The following is a 17407-nucleotide window of genomic DNA, read 5'->3' as shown; positions in this document are numbered from 1 at the left end:
GGATTACCTCAGAAGCGAGAGGATCAGGATCAGTGCTGCGATGGCGAGGCCGATGCGCAGGCGATGGGCGAAGGCCTGCCGAGGGTCGGCAGGGTCGCAGCGGAAGGAGCGCGCGAGGCGGAGAAGTTCATTCATCGCCGGCGCCTTCGTTAGCGCGGCGCAGGCGGGCGAGCAGCATCTCGATGAAGGCCGGGCCGAAGACGCCGACGAGATAGGCCGCCGATCCTGCCGCCCCGCCCGCCGGGATCGCCTCGGGCGGCAGGCTGAGCCAGGCGGTGATCACGGCCATGGAAAGGCTGCCCATCCCGGCTGCGATCAGGCCGCCGAGGAGGATGTGCCGGAGCGCGTCGCGCAGGCGCATCTTCGTGGTCAGCGCGTTGGTCGCGCCGCCGAGCGCGCCCCAGGCGGCGAGGATCACCGCCGTCGAGGCCGCGAGTTCGCGCAGCACGGCCGCAACGAAGCTGCCGGTGTCGTTCATCGCCGGATCTCCAGAAGCGGAATGGAAGTGATCGAGCCGAGCCGCTCGAGATCGAGCGTCACGTCGAGCACGTCGGTGTCGAAGCGGACGGGCACATCGAAATCGAACCCTGCGGTGATGGCGACGCCGGAGCCCGGCGCGGCGCTGAAGGTGACGACACCAGTGGCGGTGTCGACCGACCAGCCGGAGGGCTGCTCGATCCCGGCCAGCGCGATGCGCACGGTGCCCGTCACCGGCTTTGTGATGGCGCGCGTCCAGGATTGCGCCCCCGAGGCGTAGCGCTTGACCAGCTGGAAGGTGGTCGCAGCCCCGTCGCCTATGCCGATCGCCTGGTCTGTGGGCGATGGCACGCCCGAAGGCTGGCAGGACTTGTGGTCGCCCCAGTCCTTGAACCGGAATCCATGCAGGCGGCCGTTGCGCGCCTCGAAGAAGGCGACGACCGCCGCGAGATCGTCGGCGCGGCGGATGCCGTAGGCGACGTCGTAGCGGCGGCGCGAGTTAGCCCAGCTGGCGTTGCGCTCCTCGTCGCCCGAGGCGAGCTCGACGATCTGGGTGCGCCGCTCCGGGCCGCCCCGCGCGCCGCGGCTGATGTTGTCGGGAAAGCGGACTTCGTGAAACGCCATCACATGCCTCTCCGCCCGAGCGAGACGGCGCGGGCGATATCCGCCGCGACCTGCGTGCGGGATTGCCGGAAGCTTTCGGCGTCGCGCGCCATGATCGTGACGTTGACCCCGCCGCCTCCGCCGTAGCTCTGCGCCTCGCGCCGCGACAGCACGCGCTCGCCGCGTTGCAGGATCGCGGGCACCTCGTCGTGGCGAAGTCCGGCCATGCCGCCGCCATGCATCCGGGGCGCAGCGGCGAAGGCCATCGCCGGGACCATGCGCGAGGGCCCCGCGGACCCCACCATCCCGCCCGCATGCAGGACGTTGGCGAAGATGCCGCCCGCGCCGGAGAACACGCCCGAGAGCGCATTGGCGATCGGCCCGAGGATAAACCGCCGCGCCGCCAGCTGGGCGAGGTCGGCCAGCAGCGAGGTGACCAGATCGCGAAAGTTCAGCTTGCCGGTCTTCACGAACTCGCCCACGGCGTTCTCGGCCGACTGGAAGGCGCCGACAAGGCTCTGGCCGATATCGCCGCCAATCTCGCGGGCCTTGCTGGCGTAGTCCGACAGCGCTGCCGTGACCGCCTGCCAACCGGTGACGGCAGCCTCGGTCGCGGGCTCCGCCGCAGCGGCGGCGGCTCCGGCCGCCGCACCAGCGCCTGTTGCGGCGCGCCCGGCATCGCTAAGCGCCGTCTCCAGCCGCTCGGCCGCGCCGGTGGCCTCGGTCAGCGCATCCGCGCTCGCCTCGTCGGTGCCGCGCACCGCAGCGCGCAGCGCCTGCCAGCTTTCGAGGGGCGCGCGGGCACCTTCCGCCAGATCGCGCGCCGCGCCACGATAGAGGTTCGCGGACTCGAGTGCCCGGTTTGCCGCCTCTGTCAGGCCGAGATCGGGCGCGGTCAGAGGATTGTCCTCTAAGGCCCGCTCGAACGCCGCCTGCGCGGCGGTGGTTGCGGCGGTCGCCGCCCCCTCGAAGCGATTCTCGATCTCGCCCAGATCCAGATCGGGTATGACGGAAATCCGCCGCTCCGACCCGAGGGCTTCGAGCCCCTGGTTGATGCCGCCGATGAAGCCGTTGATGCGCGAGACCACGCCGTTCAGCATCGCCTCGACACCGTCGACCAGGCTGTTGGCCGCCTGGAACGCGAGATCGCCGATGGCGGCCGGCAGCAGGCCCCAGATCGACTTGATCGCCTCGTAGGCGCCTTCGAACGTGTTCGCGGCCGTGTTGCCGAAACCGACGACACTCTCGATGGCGCTCTGCATCCCTGAGGCTGCGTCCGCCTTCAGGTCGAAGAACATCGCCGTGGCGGCTGCGCCCGCCGCAGCCGCACCCATCCGGATCCGCTCCCAGACCTCGACCGCGACGTCCTTCAGGAGCGACATGGCTTCACCGAAGCCACCCGCACCGGAGACGAGACGGGTGAACTGGTAGACGAGCTCGCCCGCGCCGACGACGAGCGCGCCGATGCCGGTCCGGATCAACGCGCCCCTCAGCACGACGAGAGCGGTGGCGAGGCCACGGACCGAGAGCGCGGCGGCGGCTATGCCGGCCACCCAGCGGCCTGCGAGGAAGGCGGCGAAGGTCGCGGCATAGGTGGTCAGGCGACCGATGTTGTCGAAGAGACCGCGGATCGCGATGCCGAGCGGGCCCGTGCGGCTGGCGACCGCCGCCATGGCGTTGGCGACGGCTTCCAGCGCGGGGGCTGCGGCGACAGCGAGCTGGTTCGAGAGGCCGCGCCAGATCAGCCCGAGCCGGGAGATCGCATCGTTCGTCCGCTCGATCTGGTCGGCGTCCTGCTCGGAGACGACAACGCCGAAGGCGAGGACGTCCTCGGTCGCCTGGCGCAGCGTCGCGGTGTCGATCCGCGACATGGCGATGGAGCCTTCCTCGCCGAAGAGCTGGCCCGCGACCGCCGCGCGCTCGGCGGCAGGCACGAAGCTCTCGATCGCCGCGTTGATCGCGCCCACGCGCTGGTCCAGCGGCAAGGCGATCAGCTCACTTGCTGAGAGCCCCAGCCGGTCGAGCGCGTCGGCAGCGGGGCCGGTCCCGGCGGCCGCCTGACTGAGACGGCGCGTCAGATCCTTGGTGGCCTGCTCGATGCCGGACATCGACACGCCCGCCAGCTCGCCCGCGCGCTCAAGCGTCTGGATCGAGGCCACCGTGGTGCCGAGGGACTGCGCGAGCTTGGCCTGCGCATCGACAGTCTGCAGCCCAGACCGGATCATCGCCACACCCGCGGCGGCAGCGGCGGCCACGGCAGCGGCGGCTGCTACCGCAACACGTCGCGAGAAGGCCGCCAGCCGGGTGTTCGCCGCTTCCATCTCCCGGCTCAGCCGTCCGAAGCCGCGCGACCCGGCCTCGCCGACGCCTTCCAGCTCGGCGCGCACCTGTCGGCCTCCGACCGCGGCGAGGCGGACGGATACACGCTTTTCAGCCATCGGGGCGTTCCATCTGTTCGTTGAGTTTGGCCACCATCACCGCCTCGATGACGGGCAGCAGTTCGGCCGTGACGAGCGGCGGCACGCCGAGGGCGTCGCCGAGTGCCAGCGCCGACAACATGTCCCAGCCGATCACCGCGCCCGGCAGTACGCGGAGCTGGCCGCCAAGACGACCGACGAGATCCCAGACCTGCCAACCCTCTGGAGTTTCCGGACGGTTCAGCCGCGCCGGGCAGTCCGGGCAGGCTTGCTCGCGGCCCTCGTAGGGTGCGCAGGCTTGGCAGTATCGCTCGCCCCCGCCGAAGGACCATTCGGCGAGGGCGCGGAGGCGTTTTTTTCCTGTTCCAGCAGCAGGCCCTTGGAGACGTAGGTCAGCTGGAAGGCCTCGAAGATCGGCCAGACGTCGAGCAGCGCGTCGATGGCCTCGGAGTTGGGATCGATCGCGTTACCGTCGGCATCGCCGATGCCCTCCCAGGCGAGCACGGCCCGCCGCGCCAGTGTCTTGGCGAAGGCGACGGCGCGCTCCTCGTCGGAAGCCTCCTCGGGCACGGCCTCGACGGCCGGGTCGCTGCGTGTCGCCACCATCAGCGCGGTCGTCAGCGGTCGCAGCTGCACCCGGACGCCGGGCGCGAGGTCATGCCAGCGGGGCGCGTTCGTCAGGTCGAGCGTGAGCATCGTCAGTACACCTCGATATCGTTGATCAGGGTTGCGGTGCACATCCGGCCGACAGTGCTGTCGCGGGCGGCCTGCCAGTCGAAGGTCGCCTGGACGCCCTGCGGCCCGGCGATCTCGATCCGCGGGCGCGGCAGGTAGACAGCGTGCACTGTGAAGGTGAAGCTCTCGCCCGAGGGCAGGACGTAGGCGAATTCCATCTCGCAGGCCTCGCCGTTGATCGCCTGCGTCACCAGCGTCTGGTCGGCGAAGCGCACCTCGATCCGGCCGGTCAGCGCGGCGATTGACGGGTCCGCCCCGTCGATGCGGCCGTCCGAGCGGATCGTCTCGATCCGGTCGAGGTTGTTGGCATAGGTGATCTCGGCCGAGACCACATTGCCGAGAGCCGAGCCGTTGCGCGTGATCGCCCCGTTGAAATGGCCGAAACGCTTCAGTTCCAGCGCGGCGGGTGTCCCGGCGCTGGTCGTGGTCCCGACCGTCTCGCCCTGCGCCACCAGCCGCGCCGTCGCCGTCAGCAGGCCGGACCGCTGCATCTGCCAGGTGATCTGGTCGAGCACGCAGCCGGAATACATCGCGTAGCGCGGGACCTCCGGCATGCCGGTCTCGATCGACATGCTGGGCAGCGTCCAGGACCCCGACTGGAACTCGTGGCTGTACGGGGCTTCCGCGCCGGTGGTCGTGGGCGCGCCGAAGGCCGCCTTCAGCCAGAAGCCGAAGGCCTCGGCGTCGAGTGGCACGACGACGTCGCCGTCGGCCGTGACCGCATCCTTGATCGGCGCCAGCGGATCGCGGCCGTAGCCGAGCAGCTCCGAGTTCAGCAGCGGCTGTTCCGCGCCGAGCGAGGTGCTGGCGAAGGGCATCTTCGTGAAGCCGCTCGCGGGCGGCGTGCCATAGACGGTCTCGAACGCAAGCGCCATCTGCGCCCGCGCCCCCTGGGCTCGTGCCATCGTGTTCTCCTGTTGTCGGTGGGGTCAGGCCAGCGGGTCGGCCGTGGTGTAGTGCAGCACCACCGGGATCACGGCGGCCTTCAGGCTCGCCGCGCCCTCGACCGGCAGATCGACCGCTCGCGGCGCTTCCGCCTCGACCCAGTCGCAGAGCCCGCCCAGCGTGCGGTCGTCAGCAAGCGTGGCGCCGATGCTGGCGGTCAGCGTGTCGAAAGCGGTGTCACGGTCGGCGCCCTGCACGACCGCCTCGATCTCGGCGCGGTGCTGGTAGTGGTAGCGCAGGGGCGACAACGTCACCTCCGGCTCCCCGGGCTCGCCATCGCGCAGGATCAGCAATCCCTCGGCCGACACGCGCTCGGGCAGCACCTCGCCGCGCAGGACCGTGGCGGGCAGCGCCGAAAGCCGCGCGTGTAGCGCGGCGAGGATGGTTTCGCGAGGGGTGGGCATGTTGAGGTCACTTACCGGGGTTGCCTGCAATAGGGCGACCAATCGGTCCTATGACACCGATGCCCAGCCCAGATTTGCCTCTATCGCACGTCGATAGTTGGTATCAATTTGAATTGGAGTTCGGCGTATGTATTGTTCTGCAGTATCTCGGGCCGCTCCTCGCAATCCTGCGAGATAGCCTATGACTTGAGGCTCGGTCGGAAATTCTTCGATCTCGCCGAACTTGGGTGGAAGCGCAGTCCAGACAACTGCATCCAGTTGCTTACTCTCCAACCATTCCGCGCAGCCTGCCAAGTGTGCTGGAGCATCGCCACCGCGTTCTAGGCATCCGATAAACTCGGTTCTCTTCTTCGGCACACCTTCACGAGCACGAAGCGCTTCCCGAGCGTCGTCAATTTCCGCACAATCCATTAATGCCCATAGAGAGCGAACAAGCGTACCGCGGTCGGTAAGGACCAACGTTATGCGTCCATCCTGTGACTGGCGCGCGAACTCAACACAGACCAGCGGTCCGTCCTCGAACCAAGAACCTCTAATCGGCAATTCACGCGGATCCCAGACTAACGAACCCCATCCAAGACACGCGATCCGCATTGGGATCCTCCTCGCTGTCGTCTGGCTACGTGTTGTAGTTCTCTCGTTGCCCGTCGAATAGCTCAAATACGATCATCTACCCAGTTCGCCACAATCAGCCCCGGCACGCCGTCCAAAGCCCGGTCCGCGTCCCGCGCCAGATCCAGCCGCTTCGGCAGCTTGACCTGCGGCACCAGCAGGAAGATCGGCGCGGTAACCTTGCCGCGCCCGGTCTTCGAACGCGACACCACCGCCTGGCCCTTCGTGTTCAGCCGTCCCTCCGCCACCAGCAGGCTCGGCCCCGTACGGCGATAGACGAAGCGCAGGCGCAGACCGCGTCGCCGCTCCCATTCACCGGGCGTGATCCGGCCGCCACGCAGGGATTTGCCTGCGGCAGGCAGCGGGATCGCCAGCCAGAACCCGTTTTTCGAGCGGATCAGAGGCCCCGTGTCATGCGCACCCACGATGACGGGTGCCTTCGACCAGACCAGTACCGCGGCGTCGAGGCTCTCGCCCGATCTCGGGAAGTTCTGGCTGCGGATCGAGTTGGCGAGCCGGGGCCCGAGCCCCGCGCCGGTGATCTGCAGCCGCCACGCCGATTTCAGCCCGGTCCCGGCCTCGCGCATGGCGGCGGTCACGGCGCGTTCGCCCGCCGCGACCTCCGCCGCCATCATCGCGACGATGTCGGGATCGATGTCGAGCTTCAGTTTTGTAACTCCTCCACTCATCGAACGTCGCCTTTGCTATGGTGGGGTTTCGATAGCCGGGAGAGGGTCGCCGTTTTAGTTTCGAGGCATTGTCCTCGTGCGTGAGGTTGGCGCCCTCGACCGGCGTTCCGGGCTCGAACGGTATCCTGGGGCTGGCGCGCTTTTCCTGTCCCCGCTTGTACAAGGCTGAGCGTGGACGTCGGTTTCGAGGCTCCCCGGCCCATAGGGAGGAGGGAAGGATGTTTGCCGGGATCGATGTTGCCTCCGAGCGCCATGTGCTGGCGCGGCTGGACGGTACGGGACGGCCGCTGGGCCGACCGATCGGAATTGACGAGGATGCGGGCGGCTACCGCATGCTGCTCGAGGCGCTGGGACCGCCTCCGGCGCTTGTCGTGATGGAAGCGACGGGCCACTACTGGAAGAACCTCTATGCGACGCTTGTCGCCGAGGGCCATGACGTGGTGCTCCTGAACCCGATCGTGGCGCGCCGGTTCCAGCAGGCCCAGCTGGAGCGCACCAAGACCGATGCCATCGACGCTGCGGCGCTCGCGCGCTTCGCCTTCGAGAAGCGTCCGGCCCCGAGCTACATTCCCGACGCCGCCGCCGAAGCGTTGCGGGAACTGGTGCGTCACCGCGACCGGCTGCAGCAGGATTTCGAGGATCGCGTCCTGCAGTTGCACCGCTTGGTTGATCTCGGGTTTCCGGAATTCACACGTTACGTCAAGGGCATGCATACGATGCTCGCGACCGCGCTGCTCTCGGAATGCCCGACTGCGGCGGCCTTCGCACGTACCCCGCCCCGCCGTTTGGCCAAGCTGCGTTACGACGGCCGTCACAGGGTCGGCGAGGACCTTGCCGAACGGCTGGTCGAGGCGGCCAGACGGTCTGTCGGTCAGCATCACGGGCCGGTCTACGATTTGCAGGTCCGCCACATCTGCCAGGATCTCGACCTCTGGCGCCGCCGCCTGAAGGAACTCGACAGCGATATCGGCGGACTGCTCGACGCCCATGAGGTCGGCCGCCTGCTGACCAGCATCGACGGCATCGGCCCCAATTCGGCCGCGCGCATCATCGCCATCGTCGGTGACCCGGCCCGATTCCGGTCTGCAGGGGCCTTCGCCGCCTATGTCGGTGTCGTGCCCGCCCTCCGGCAATCGGGCAAGCGCACAGGAACCCGAGCGGCAACCGGGTTCGGCAATGCCAAGCTGCGACGCGCGCTCTGGATGACCATGCTTGCCGCCGTCCGGCTGAACGACTGGCTGCGCCCGTTCTACGAACGGTTGCGCGCCGCCGGAAAGCCGCCAAAGCTTGCCCTCATCGCGGCCATGCGCAAGCTGCTCCACGCAGTCTACAGCGTCGCCAAGAACCGCAAACCGTTCGTTCCCATCACGGAGCAGGCGCGAGCGGCGTAGACGCCAAATATCGAAGCCGATCGCGCCTGCGGCATCAGAAAACACTTGATCAACGTCACGGTATCTCACGCGGGCCTCAGATCCACGGTCCAGACCAGCCGCTCGCGGTCGCGGACGGGCTCGCCCTGGATGAGGAAAGCGTCCCCGTCGATCTCGATCCGGTCGCCGGGGCGCGGGTTCGCCACCTCGGCCACGCGCAGGTCGATCCGCGTGGTCTCGGACCAGAGGCGCGCATCGCCGAAGTCCGATACGGCATCCGCACGCCGGGCAACGACGCGCACCAGCACGGGCGCGCCGCCGTCGGCGATGTAGACCGCGTCCCGGCCGATGTTCGGATCGCCGAAGAGCGCGCCCACGGCGGCGGCGAAGGCGCTCATCAGAAGGCCGCGTTCAGGCGCACCCGGCCGATGGTGTCGCCCGCGCCGCTCGCCACCGCCTCGACGGCCACGCCGATGAGGGTGTTGTCGGTCGCGACCGTGGTGCAGCGCTTGTTGGTGTCGTCCCAATAGACCTTCGCGCCGACGGTCCAGGCCTGGGAGCCGACCTTGATGATGTCGAAGACGCCGACGAGCGCGGCCTCGACGGGCTCGCCGAGGGCGGCCGCTCCGGCGGCGATGCCGAAGATGGAGCCGACGAGCAGGCCGTCGCCCGAGGCGACGGCATAGGGCGCGGTCAGGGTGATGGTCTTGCCGGGCTGGACGTAGTTTTTCATGGGGAGGATCCTCGTGGAATGACGACGGGCGGCCCGTCTGGACCGCCCGCGTGTCAGGGTTCATCATGGGGTGCAGGTTAAGCGCCCGGGTTTTTGTAGAGACCGCGCCAGTCGATCGCCTTGGCGCCGAAGTCGAGGCGGCACTTGATCTCGACGCCGTCGACATCGAAGCCGTTGCGGGTCTCGATGTAGGCGCCCTGCTGGCCTTCGAGATAGGCATACTCGATGGTGTCGATCTGGTTCGGGCTCGCCGCCAGATACCAGGCGGTCTCGCTGGCGGCGTCGAGCCGCGGCTCGCTGATCGGCGCGAGGGTGCGGATCGACTGCGGCACGACGCTGGACGTCGCGGCGGGCACCAGGTTCTGCGCGACCAGCTGCTCGGCCTTCAGTTCCAGCGAGGCAGGCACGATCAGGAAGGCCGGGCGGACGTTGAGCACCGTCTTCTTGTCGAGGCCGGTCTGCTTGGCCATCGCCGCGCGGGCCGCACCCACCGCATCGACCGCCAGCGCCGTGCCGGTGCCAGCCAGGTTCTTGTGGGTGGTGTGGAACAGCGCGTTGCCATCGGCCATCGCCGGGTTGGCGGTGATGATGCCCCAGACCACGTCGGACTCCAGCTGAGCGATGGAGTTGCCGTACATCGCCGGGATCCGGGTGAAGGCGTCGAGATCGTCGTTGATCAGCGTCTGGCGGGTGATGGCGACCACCCGGCCATAGGTCTTGACCTTGTAGCTCTCCTTCGACTCTCCGAGCATCCCGCGCTTGAACTCGCCGCTCTCGCCAACCTCCAGCAGCTGCGGCGCATCGCCGAGCTGCACCCGGTGCATCGCCTTGAAGTCGGTGGCGAGCACCTGGCGGCAGAACAGCATGAAGGTGCGGGGATAGGCCTCGTAGGCCTGCCGCAGGGTCTTGTTGGTGACGGCCGACAGGATTTCGGGGAAGTCCGAGGTCGAGTGCAGCGCGCGGGTCGCCACCTCGTCGCGCGAGAGGCCCCGCGTGTTTACCCCGGCGTTGCCGAGGCTTTCGCGGGCCAGTTCCAGCAGCGTCATGCCGCGATACTGGCGCGCGGCGTCCTCCAGCTGGAACAGCGTCGGGCTGTAGCGGTGCAGCAGCGCGTTCGCTACCGCGTCGCGGCGGGTGATGCGCTCGTCCCGGCCGCCGAGCGGGACGGACACATGCGGGAAGGTCCGGGTCTCGTCCGACTTCGCCGCGACCTGATCGAGGATCAGGCGGCGGGACTCGTCGACGCTGACGCCGCGTTTCACCAGGCCCTCGGCGAAGCCGCGCTCGAGGTTCAGGCGGCCCGCGAGATCGTAGATGGTGGAGACGCGGTCGCGCTCGGCCTCGCGGGCGCGGGTGGCAACCGCTTCGGTGTCGGTCGCAGCGGGGGCATCGGTATTCTGAAGCTTCGGCTGGGTGCGGGTTTCCACCGCTGCGACCTTCGTTTCGGGCGCAGCCGCTTTCGTCTCAGTCATAGAAGTGTCCTCGGTTTCGACCGGCTCGGTCGGCTGGGTAGTGGCGGGGGTTGCGGCGTCGCTCGCCGGGGTGTGGGTCTTGTCCGTCATCGGGGATGCTCCTTGCGGTGTGGGGGCGTCCCGGCGGTGAAGGACGCAGTCGTGAAGGGGATGCTGGGCCCGGAAACCGGCGGCGGGGTCGGCGCCGACGGCGACCGCGGAGACCTCGAACGGCGTCCAGTCCACCGCGCGCCAGAGTTCGCGGGCGGCCTCGGGCTTCGAGACCTCGAAGCGGTGGACCTGGTAGCCGATGGAGACCGCGCGGATGTGGCCTGCCTGAATGTCGCGCCAGATCGGCTCGACATCGGCGCGCTCCGAGATCCGCACCAGCGCGATGCCCCGGCCGTTTTCGATCCGGGCGGAACCGGGGACGACAGAGCCGATCACCGCGTCGAGCGTGTCGAGCTCGTGCACCTTCAGGAAGGGCGCACCCGCGTTCAGCCGGTCGAGGCGGACATGGGCGGGATCGAGGCTCAGTTCCTCGTCATAGGGCTCACCGAAGAAAGTGGCGCGACGGACGCGGGCCCCGGCCGACCAGACCACCTCGACGGTGCGGCTGTCGGCATCGGCCGTGTTCGGCGCAAGCTCCGCCGACCGGCGCATGGCCGGCAGTTGGATCATCGTGTCCATAAGGGTCAGTCCTGTTGGTCGGCCTGCGCCGAGTCGGTCTCATCCGCTTCGGCGGCCGGGTCGTCGGTGTCCGGCTCGTCGTCGGCCGGATCGGTCGCCGGATCGCTCGTCTGCGCGCTGCCGGTCTTGGTGACGCGGCGCGGATCGCTGTCGAGCACCAGCCCCAGCGCATCGAGCTTGGCGTTGGTGGCGGCGATCTCCCCCAGCACGGCGTCGGGATTGCGGCCCTGCTTCGCGATCACCTCGGCCAGCGTCATGGTGCCGGAGCGGATCGAGAGCAGGTTCGCCATCGCGTCCTTCTGCGGATCGACCGCCTCGAACTTCGGCGGCGACCACTCGACCGGCACGGTCGGCGACGGGATCTGCCCCGCCGCCCATGCGGCCTCGGTGAACCAGCGCCACACGGGCGCGCAGAACATCGGAATGAACAGCTGCCACTGCACGGCGTCGATCTGGCGACGGAACTCGACAAGCCCCGCCCGGATCGAGGAATAGTTGACCTGCGACAGGTCTCCGGTCAGCAGCTCGTAGGGCACCCGGAAGCCCGCCGAGATCGTGTGCAGGCTGGCGCGCTTGTATTCGCCGTAGCCACCGGTAGCGGAGGGCTGGTTGAAGCGGATGTCCTTGCCGCCGCGGGCATAGGCGATCAGCCCCGGCTCGAACTGCTCGACCCGGTTGCCGTCGGCGTCGACCACGGAGGGCGCGATGCCCTGCTGCGCCTCGTCGTCGCCGAAGACGATGGCGGTGACGCAGGCCTCGGTCTTCTTCCGGACCAGTTCCGCCACCTCGTAGTCGTCGAGATCGCGCAAGGACCGGATCACCGGCGCGCCCCACGGGACGCCGCGCGCCTGCGTGCGCTGCTTCTCATAGATGTGCGCGATCTCGGTGGCCGGGACCGGGCGGCTCTGCAGACCGTTCTGCAAGGCGCCGTACGCATCGCCCGGATGCTCGGCATGCAGCCAGTAGGCCCTGCGCTTGCCGACCGGGTCGAACTCGATCCCCTGCACCAGCCGCCCCGCGCCGAGGGCGCCGGACTTGTTGGCGTCGAGGAAGTCCGCCTCGAGAACCTGCAGTTGCAGCGGCACCGGCAGGCCATCGCTCGCCCGCCGCATACGGCGGCGCACCAGCACCTCGCCCGCCTCGACCATCTCGCGGCAGATCAGCGTCTGCAGACCGTAGAAGTCGAGCTGACCGTCGGCATCGCAGTCGGCTGTCCAGCGTTCGAACAGCGCATCGACCTTCCGGTCGAGCTTGTCGTCGCCGCTGGCGGCGCGCGGCATGATGCCCGCGCCGATGATATTGTTGACCAGCACCGCGACGGCCTTCGCCGCATGGGGGTTGTTGCGCACCAGATCCCGCATCCGGTCGCGCAGCAGCGCCCCGGCCACGCCGATCTCGGTGTCGGCCGAGGATCCCGGTGTGCGCCAGCCCTCGGTCCGCCGTCCACGTGCGGCGCCTTCATACCCCCGCGTCAGGGTCTCGAACGCCTGTCGCGCCAGCACGCGGCGGGCCGCCATGCGCGGCGCCACCGTGGCGATTGCGTGATCGAACCAGGTCGCCGACATCACCGGTCCCCGCGCGAGAAGCCAGCCAGACCTGCGACCGGCAGCGGCCGTGTGGTCCCCGCAATGACGCGCTCGATGGTGCGGATGCGGGCGAGCAGATCCTCGGCCGAGCCGTAGTCGACGGATTTGCCGTCATAGCTGACCCGGGTCGTGCCGCTGGCATAGGCTCGGCGCAGCGCCGAGAGCTCGGTTTCCGTCCAGTCGGTCATGTTCAGAACCATCCTCCGCGCCGTCCGAGCCAATCGGAGCGGCGCTTGCCCTGCGGGGCCTGTCCCGGCCGGTTGATCTGTCCCGCGGGATCGGTGTCGGTTGGCGCCGCCCCGAGCTGATCCTCGAGGTCGCGCCATTTCTCGTCGGGCCAACGGTCCGCGCCTGCGATCCACGCGGCGGCGCGGGCATAGACCCGGCAGTCCAGCGCCTCGTTGCGCTCGCGCAGCTTCTGCCATTCCAGCCGGGCGAAGCCACGCTTCGTGCGCACCGTCACCAGCTGTTCGGCCACGAACTGCTTCAGCCATTCGTTCTCGACCCAATGCGGCAGGTGCACCGAACCGGGCGGGAATGCCGCCCCGTCGGCCGTCTCCTCTTCAGTCGGGCGCGCCAGCCGCAGGAAGCGGTAGGTCTCGGCCTTGAAGGTCGAGACCGCCACGGTCCAGAGCCGCGCCCCGCGCCGGAGGCGCTTGCCGCCCTCAGTCGCGTCCACGAAGGTCGGCCCCGACACCGGGCTCGAGCGGTTGAACCCCTCGACGCCCTTGACCGGCGACACCTGCCCAAACCCCTGCGCCCGCGACCAGGAGTAGACCGCCGGGGCCTCGTAGCCCGTGTCGATGGCGAGCCGCGCGATGCGCAGATGCGCGCCACGTTCATGCGGCCAGCTTCGATCCAGCAGCGCTGTCAGCTCCGACCACGCGTCATGCCGATCCGGCCCGCCCTCGATGACGACGTGATCGACGAGCCAGGACTCAAGTCCGCGGCCCCAGGCCCAGACGTCGACCTCGATGCGGTCCTTCTGCACGTCGGCACCCGCCGTCAGGAACAGCCCGCCCGCAGGCACGATGCCGGACGTCCAGCGCTCACGCCGGTCGTAGAGCCGCTGCCAGTCGGGGGCTTCCCCGGTCTCGACCCATGTCTCGCCGAGGATCGTATTGCGGAACGCCTTGATCGCCTCGTCCGAACCCTGCGCCGCGTCCCATGCCCGCACGATCCGCTCCCAACTCAGCCAGCCAATCGGCGAATAGAGCGCCGAGAGGTGATACCCGACCGTGGTCGGATCGGCGGCGACGGCCGTCGCCCGCCATTCGCCACCCTCCAGCATGGCCGTCTTGTGGTGTTCCGCGATGGGCCGCTCGCAGCCCTCGCAGTGATATTCCGCCGTTTCCGGCCGTCCCTTCTGCCAGCGCAGCCGGTCGAACTTCAGCCACTGCATCGCATCGCAATGCGGGCAAGGCACGAAGAAGCGCCGTTGGTCGCTCGCCTCGTATTCCCGCTCGATCCGCGACAGCCCCCGGATGGTAGGGGTCGAGACCAGCAGCACCTTGCGCCGGTGGGCGAAGGTCAGCGACCGGGCCTCGGCCAGCGTGACCGGATCGCCTTCCTCGTCGGCCGAGGCCGGATAGGCGTCGACCTCGTCGAGGAAGATGTACCGCGCGGGAGTCGAGCGCAGCCCGACCGCCGAATTCGCGCCCGTCATGATCAGGATGCCGCCCGCGAACTCCTTCGACAGCATGGTGTTGCCTGCGTCGCGGGACCGCGCGGGCTTCACCCGCTCCCGCAGCTCGGGGCTCTCGTCGATCAGCGGGTCGATCCGCTGGCGCGAGTTGCGCTTGGCCAGCTCCACCGTGGGCTGGACCGCCAGCATCGGGCCCGGCGCCTGGTGGATCGCGAACCCAATCCAGTTGTTCCCGGCCTCGGTCGCGCCGACCTGCGCGGCCTTCATGAACACGATCCGCTGCGTGGGATCGCCGGGCGACAGCCGGTCCATGATCTCGCGCATGTAGGGCGTGCGCACGGTCCGGTACCGCCCAGGCTCGGCCGAGGCGCGTCCCGAGAGCATCCGGTGCCGGTCCGCCCATTCCGAGACGGTCAGGTCCGGGTCGGGCCGCAGCCCGTTGCCCCAGGCGCGCAGGATCTCGCCCGCGCCGTCGAACTCCGTCAGTGCGTCATCATCACCGGAAGTCGGGCCGGACCTCGGCGAGTTCGTCGAGGTGGGCGCGTACATGTTTCTCCAGGACCTTCTGCATCGCGGCTGGCTCCACGGCGATCTGCTGGCCTGTCGCGTCGCTGCACGAGGCCGAGAGCTCGGCCGCCATCAGCGCCGCCGCGCGTGCAGGCCAGGTCACCCATGCGTCGCGTTCCTCCCGCGCCAGCCGGAACACCAGCGCCAGCGCGCGCGCGCGCTCGATCAACTCCCCCTTCAGCTTCTGCAGCCGGATGCGCCGCTCCTGCGCCTTCAGCACCTCGTTCGCGGTCTTGGCCTGCAGGAAGGTCGTGCCGCCGCCCACCGCCGGAACCGCCAGCCCCTGTTCGCGTAGCGTGTCGCCGACAGCGGCCACCGCAGCCTCGGAGACGGGCTTCAGCTTCGGCGCGGGCGGTTTCCTCGTCTTCGACGGGTCTGTCGTTTCCGCCCGCCGCGCGTCGCTGGCGGCTGCGTTGATGCTGCCGTCGGGATAGAGGACCAGCCGTTCGGCGGTCTTCGCCTTCTGGATCGCGCCCCGCGACAGCCCGACATGCGCGGCGTACTGGCGCTCGCTCATGCCCTGCATCGACGGCTCCGATTATCATTCAAGATCATGTGCTTATCGAGTTGATAAGCGTCGCGACCGGAGCGAACGTCCGTTCAGAAGGACGATGCAACTCACCAAGGAGCCACCCCGATGACCACGCGCCTGAACCCGATCACCACCCCGCGCCACGAACTCCGCGCCGAGAAGGCGCGCCGGAACAAGGAAGCCGCGCTCGCGGCCTTCATCGGCAAGAAGGCCGAGATCGACGAGATGCTCGCCCGGCTGCAGGCGCTGAGCGACGACCATTTCAACTGCCACCCCGAAGTGGTGGGCTGGGCCATGGTCGGCACCCTCGAACACTACGCCAGCCTCCTGAAGCGCATTACCGACAGCGCCTTCGGCGAGGGCGAGCACGCCCGCTGATCTCCGGCGCTGCCGGAACTCCCGCCGCGCGCCCTGCGCGGCTCGGGGTCGTAGAAGGCGCCGCATGACGCGGGCCTCGAGCAAGGAGACGACCCCATGACCCAGATTCAGCTTTCCGACGCCCAAGCCGTCATCCTGTCCACCGCCTGCGCGCGCGAAGACGGGGCGGTGTTTCCCGTCACCGCCAGCCTCAAGGGCGGCGCCGTCGGCAACGTCTGCAAGAGCCTCCTCAAGCAGGAGCTGATCGAGGAAATCGCAGCCACGGACCTCAATACCGTCTGGCGGCACGACGATGAGCGCGGCCCGATCACGCTGCGTGCCACCCCGCTGGCCTACAGCACCCTCGGGATCACGGACGAGCAGGACGAGACGCCGCCGGCGGAAGCGCCGACCGCCCCGGTCCAGCGCCGGAAGGGCACCAAGCAGGAAACCCTGATCGAGATGCTCCGCGCAGAGGGCGGCGCGACCATCGACGAGATCGTCGCCCAAACGGGCTGGCAGCCGCACACGGTTCGTGGCGCGATGTCGGGCGCGCTGAAGAAGAAGCTGGGCCTGACGATCACCTCCGAGAAGATCGAGGGGCGCGGGCGGACCTACCGTTTGGCGGGCAAAAACTAGAACAGCTTACCGCCTTTGCCCTGAGCGAATGCTCCCATGAGGTCGGCGGTGGTGCGGCTTCCGCCGCCGCCCATCACCAATGTGTAGCCCAAGGGTCCCAAAGTCCGGATTTCCGCGAGCACTTCGTCTGCGCTGGTAACTACATGTCCAAAGCCATCTGAGATGAGACGAATGTTCTCAAGCAGGTCGTCGGCCGCCATTCCGTTTGCAAACTCAGCAATCTCTGCTGCGATAGTCCCAATGTTGGAAAGAAACCCCGGTGATGACAAAGTCACGCGCAGGCTGGCGCTGCCGACAATTGCCCCCTTTGACGAGTTTATGCTGACGAAAGATCGAATGCGCCCATCTGGTGCCCGCAACGTTATCCGACTTATACTCAAGTGCGGCAGTGGCTCGGACGCCAACCCGCCCCTCTGCAGCGCTCTTGTGAGCTTCCCATTCGCATTTGCAACGAAATCGAACTCGCTGTCGAATATGTGTTTGGCATCAGCTTTTAGGAAGCCGCTTAGCATGAAAGGCTCGTCCCGTGCGATCACGCCTTCCTCTTTCATCCTCAGGAATGCACGGGCGTGGAATACCAGTTCGACCAGATACCGGGTGATCGTTATCTCATTGATGTCCCGAACCTGCTCGAAGCCATACACGCGAATGAGAGGCAGGTCCGCTTGGAGGCATATCGAGTCCTTCTTGCTATCGTTGGCTGGGTTGTGCCCCGGCCCGTCGAACTCGATGGCAACGACCGCTTCATAGTCCTCGTCGATCAATACGAAGTCGAAGTGAGCCTGCAATGCGTATGTGCCGAGGCTTCGCAGATCTAGTGCATTGATATCGATAATATCAGCAATTCGAACCTTTTCGTGCAGTTCGGCTCCATGCCGCTCAGTTGCAGCACGGATTTGCCTTTGCATCTGGTCTTCACTCTGATTGCGAAATTTCCGGAGCATGCCACATATCT

21 protein-coding genes are annotated in these 17407 nt (G+C 68.2%); 3 read left to right on the top strand and 18 right to left on the bottom strand.

Annotated features, from left to right (window positions below; genetic code table 11):
- Positions 1 to 3: 3 nt before the first annotated feature.
- From EYE42_RS16510 to EYE42_RS14650, 10 genes are all read right to left on the bottom strand, one after another.
- On the bottom strand, positions 4 to 135 hold the full coding sequence (locus tag EYE42_RS16510) for a hypothetical protein (protein ID WP_281277823.1): 132 nt from the start codon (positions 133 to 135) through the stop codon (positions 4 to 6).
- Positions 128 to 478, bottom strand: coding sequence for a hypothetical protein (locus EYE42_RS14690; RefSeq protein WP_028720235.1), 351 nt, complete (start codon positions 476 to 478; stop codon positions 128 to 130). The genes EYE42_RS16510 and EYE42_RS14690 overlap by 8 nt, the downstream gene beginning before the upstream one ends.
- Positions 475 to 1101 (bottom strand): DUF2460 domain-containing protein, encoded by a 627-nt coding sequence (locus EYE42_RS14685; protein ID WP_130992071.1) that lies wholly within the window; start codon positions 1099 to 1101, stop codon positions 475 to 477. Before EYE42_RS14685 ends, EYE42_RS14690 begins: the two co-directional genes overlap by 4 nt.
- Entirely contained in the window at positions 1101 to 3518 is a 2418-nt protein-coding gene (locus EYE42_RS14680; protein ID WP_130992070.1) for a phage tail tape measure C-terminal domain-containing protein, read from the bottom strand. Before EYE42_RS14680 ends, EYE42_RS14685 begins: the two co-directional genes overlap by 1 nt.
- Positions 3511 to 3654, bottom strand: a complete 144-nt coding sequence (locus EYE42_RS16430; protein ID WP_246020835.1) for a DUF7697 family protein — start codon at positions 3652 to 3654, stop codon at positions 3511 to 3513. Before EYE42_RS16430 ends, EYE42_RS14680 begins: the two co-directional genes overlap by 8 nt.
- Before the next feature lie 83 nt (positions 3655 to 3737).
- On the bottom strand, positions 3738 to 4193 hold the full coding sequence (locus EYE42_RS14670; RefSeq protein ID WP_130992068.1) for a hypothetical protein: 456 nt from the start codon (positions 4191 to 4193) through the stop codon (positions 3738 to 3740).
- A gap of 2 nt (positions 4194 to 4195) precedes the next feature.
- On the bottom strand, positions 4196 to 5137 hold the full coding sequence (locus EYE42_RS14665; protein ID WP_130992067.1) for a phage tail tube protein: 942 nt from the start codon (positions 5135 to 5137) through the stop codon (positions 4196 to 4198).
- 24 nt (positions 5138 to 5161) lie between these two features.
- The gene (locus EYE42_RS14660) at positions 5162 to 5581 is read right to left on the bottom strand and encodes an acyl-CoA transferase (RefSeq protein ID WP_130992066.1); all 420 of its coding nucleotides are present in this window, start codon (positions 5579 to 5581) and stop codon (positions 5162 to 5164) included.
- Positions 5582 to 5629: 48 nt separating this feature from the next.
- Entirely contained in the window at positions 5630 to 6040 is a 411-nt protein-coding gene (locus EYE42_RS14655; RefSeq protein ID WP_130992065.1) for a hypothetical protein, read from the bottom strand.
- 197 nt (positions 6041 to 6237) lie between these two features.
- Complete coding sequence (locus tag EYE42_RS14650; RefSeq protein WP_130992064.1) at positions 6238 to 6882, bottom strand: DUF6441 family protein; 645 nt, start codon at positions 6880 to 6882, stop codon at positions 6238 to 6240.
- A 218-nt stretch (positions 6883 to 7100) separates the two neighbouring features.
- Between EYE42_RS14650 and EYE42_RS14645 the strand changes: the two genes are divergently transcribed.
- Positions 7101 to 8273, top strand: coding sequence for an IS110 family RNA-guided transposase (locus EYE42_RS14645; RefSeq protein WP_130992063.1), 1173 nt, complete (start codon positions 7101 to 7103; stop codon positions 8271 to 8273).
- Between the two features lie 65 nt (positions 8274 to 8338).
- Here the strand turns inward: EYE42_RS14645 and EYE42_RS14640 are convergent, their stop codons facing one another.
- From EYE42_RS14640 to EYE42_RS14610, 7 genes are all read right to left on the bottom strand, one after another.
- Positions 8339 to 8650 carry a head-tail joining protein gene (locus tag EYE42_RS14640; protein WP_130992062.1) on the bottom strand — a complete coding sequence of 104 codons (312 nt, stop codon included), beginning with the start codon at positions 8648 to 8650 and terminating at the stop codon, positions 8339 to 8341.
- The gene (locus tag EYE42_RS14635) at positions 8650 to 8985 is read right to left on the bottom strand and encodes a DUF2190 family protein (RefSeq protein ID WP_130992061.1); all 336 of its coding nucleotides are present in this window, start codon (positions 8983 to 8985) and stop codon (positions 8650 to 8652) included. Before EYE42_RS14635 ends, EYE42_RS14640 begins: the two co-directional genes overlap by 1 nt.
- Before the next feature lie 77 nt (positions 8986 to 9062).
- Positions 9063 to 11126, bottom strand: coding sequence for a prohead protease/major capsid protein fusion protein (locus EYE42_RS14630; RefSeq protein ID WP_130992060.1), 2064 nt, complete (start codon positions 11124 to 11126; stop codon positions 9063 to 9065).
- A 5-nt stretch (positions 11127 to 11131) separates the two neighbouring features.
- Positions 11132 to 12691 carry a phage portal protein gene (locus EYE42_RS14625; RefSeq protein ID WP_130992059.1) on the bottom strand — a complete coding sequence of 520 codons (1560 nt, stop codon included), beginning with the start codon at positions 12689 to 12691 and terminating at the stop codon, positions 11132 to 11134.
- Entirely contained in the window at positions 12691 to 12900 is a 210-nt protein-coding gene (locus tag EYE42_RS14620; protein ID WP_130992058.1) for a phage head-tail joining protein, read from the bottom strand. The genes EYE42_RS14625 and EYE42_RS14620 overlap by 1 nt, the downstream gene beginning before the upstream one ends.
- A gap of 2 nt (positions 12901 to 12902) precedes the next feature.
- Positions 12903 to 14906, bottom strand: a complete 2004-nt coding sequence (locus tag EYE42_RS14615; protein WP_130992057.1) for a phage terminase large subunit family protein — start codon at positions 14904 to 14906, stop codon at positions 12903 to 12905.
- Positions 14854 to 15450 carry a hypothetical protein gene (locus tag EYE42_RS14610; protein ID WP_130992056.1) on the bottom strand — a complete coding sequence of 199 codons (597 nt, stop codon included), beginning with the start codon at positions 15448 to 15450 and terminating at the stop codon, positions 14854 to 14856. Before EYE42_RS14610 ends, EYE42_RS14615 begins: the two co-directional genes overlap by 53 nt.
- Before the next feature lie 111 nt (positions 15451 to 15561).
- Between EYE42_RS14610 and EYE42_RS14605 the strand changes: the two genes are divergently transcribed.
- Positions 15562 to 15834 carry a hypothetical protein gene (locus tag EYE42_RS14605; protein ID WP_130992055.1) on the top strand — a complete coding sequence of 91 codons (273 nt, stop codon included), beginning with the start codon at positions 15562 to 15564 and terminating at the stop codon, positions 15832 to 15834.
- A 96-nt stretch (positions 15835 to 15930) separates the two neighbouring features.
- Positions 15931 to 16452, top strand: a complete 522-nt coding sequence (locus tag EYE42_RS14600) for a DUF3489 domain-containing protein (protein ID WP_130992054.1) — start codon at positions 15931 to 15933, stop codon at positions 16450 to 16452.
- On the opposite strand, the gene EYE42_RS14595 is transcribed toward EYE42_RS14600, so the two are convergent.
- Positions 16449 to 17396, bottom strand: coding sequence for a DUF2726 domain-containing protein (locus EYE42_RS14595; RefSeq protein ID WP_130992053.1), 948 nt, complete (start codon positions 17394 to 17396; stop codon positions 16449 to 16451). The genes EYE42_RS14600 and EYE42_RS14595 overlap by 4 nt on opposite strands.
- Positions 17397 to 17407 lie beyond the last annotated feature (11 nt).

The organism is Paracoccus subflavus (assembly GCF_004310345.1).
Classification (GTDB): domain Bacteria; phylum Pseudomonadota; class Alphaproteobacteria; order Rhodobacterales; family Rhodobacteraceae; genus Paracoccus; species Paracoccus subflavus.
Note: the sequence above shows the minus strand (reverse complement) of the source record. Positions and strands in the feature narration are given on the sequence as shown.

Excerpts from the sequence above, each read along its gene's own strand:
- EYE42_RS16510 (WP_281277823.1), bottom strand. The coding sequence starts at position 135 with ATGAATGAACTTCTCCGCCTCGCGCGCTCCTTCCGCTGCGACCCTGCC.
- EYE42_RS14690 (WP_028720235.1), bottom strand. The coding sequence starts at position 478 with ATGAACGACACCGGCAGCTTCGTTGCGGCCGTGCTGCGCGAACTCGCG.
- EYE42_RS14685 (WP_130992071.1), bottom strand. The coding sequence starts at position 1,101 with ATGGCGTTTCACGAAGTCCGCTTTCCCGACAACATCAGCCGCGGCGCG.
- EYE42_RS14680 (WP_130992070.1), bottom strand. The coding sequence starts at position 3,518 with ATGGCTGAAAAGCGTGTATCCGTCCGCCTCGCCGCGGTCGGAGGCCGA.
- EYE42_RS14670 (WP_130992068.1), bottom strand. The coding sequence starts at position 4,193 with ATGCTCACGCTCGACCTGACGAACGCGCCCCGCTGGCATGACCTCGCG.
- EYE42_RS14665 (WP_130992067.1), bottom strand. The coding sequence starts at position 5,137 with ATGGCACGAGCCCAGGGGGCGCGGGCGCAGATGGCGCTTGCGTTCGAG.
- EYE42_RS14660 (WP_130992066.1), bottom strand. The coding sequence starts at position 5,581 with ATGCCCACCCCTCGCGAAACCATCCTCGCCGCGCTACACGCGCGGCTT.
- EYE42_RS14650 (WP_130992064.1), bottom strand. The coding sequence starts at position 6,882 with ATGAGTGGAGGAGTTACAAAACTGAAGCTCGACATCGATCCCGACATC.
- EYE42_RS14645 (WP_130992063.1), top strand. The coding sequence starts at position 7,101 with ATGTTTGCCGGGATCGATGTTGCCTCCGAGCGCCATGTGCTGGCGCGG.
- EYE42_RS14640 (WP_130992062.1), bottom strand. The coding sequence starts at position 8,650 with ATGAGCGCCTTCGCCGCCGCCGTGGGCGCGCTCTTCGGCGATCCGAAC.
- EYE42_RS14635 (WP_130992061.1), bottom strand. The coding sequence starts at position 8,985 with ATGAAAAACTACGTCCAGCCCGGCAAGACCATCACCCTGACCGCGCCC.
- EYE42_RS14630 (WP_130992060.1), bottom strand. The coding sequence starts at position 11,126 with ATGGACACGATGATCCAACTGCCGGCCATGCGCCGGTCGGCGGAGCTT.
- EYE42_RS14625 (WP_130992059.1), bottom strand. The coding sequence starts at position 12,691 with ATGTCGGCGACCTGGTTCGATCACGCAATCGCCACGGTGGCGCCGCGC.
- EYE42_RS14620 (WP_130992058.1), bottom strand. The coding sequence starts at position 12,900 with ATGACCGACTGGACGGAAACCGAGCTCTCGGCGCTGCGCCGAGCCTAT.
- EYE42_RS14615 (WP_130992057.1), bottom strand. The coding sequence starts at position 14,906 with ATGTACGCGCCCACCTCGACGAACTCGCCGAGGTCCGGCCCGACTTCC.
- EYE42_RS14610 (WP_130992056.1), bottom strand. The coding sequence starts at position 15,450 with ATGCAGGGCATGAGCGAGCGCCAGTACGCCGCGCATGTCGGGCTGTCG.
- EYE42_RS14605 (WP_130992055.1), top strand. The coding sequence starts at position 15,562 with ATGACCACGCGCCTGAACCCGATCACCACCCCGCGCCACGAACTCCGC.
- EYE42_RS14600 (WP_130992054.1), top strand. The coding sequence starts at position 15,931 with ATGACCCAGATTCAGCTTTCCGACGCCCAAGCCGTCATCCTGTCCACC.
- EYE42_RS14595 (WP_130992053.1), bottom strand. The coding sequence starts at position 17,396 with ATGCTCCGGAAATTTCGCAATCAGAGTGAAGACCAGATGCAAAGGCAA.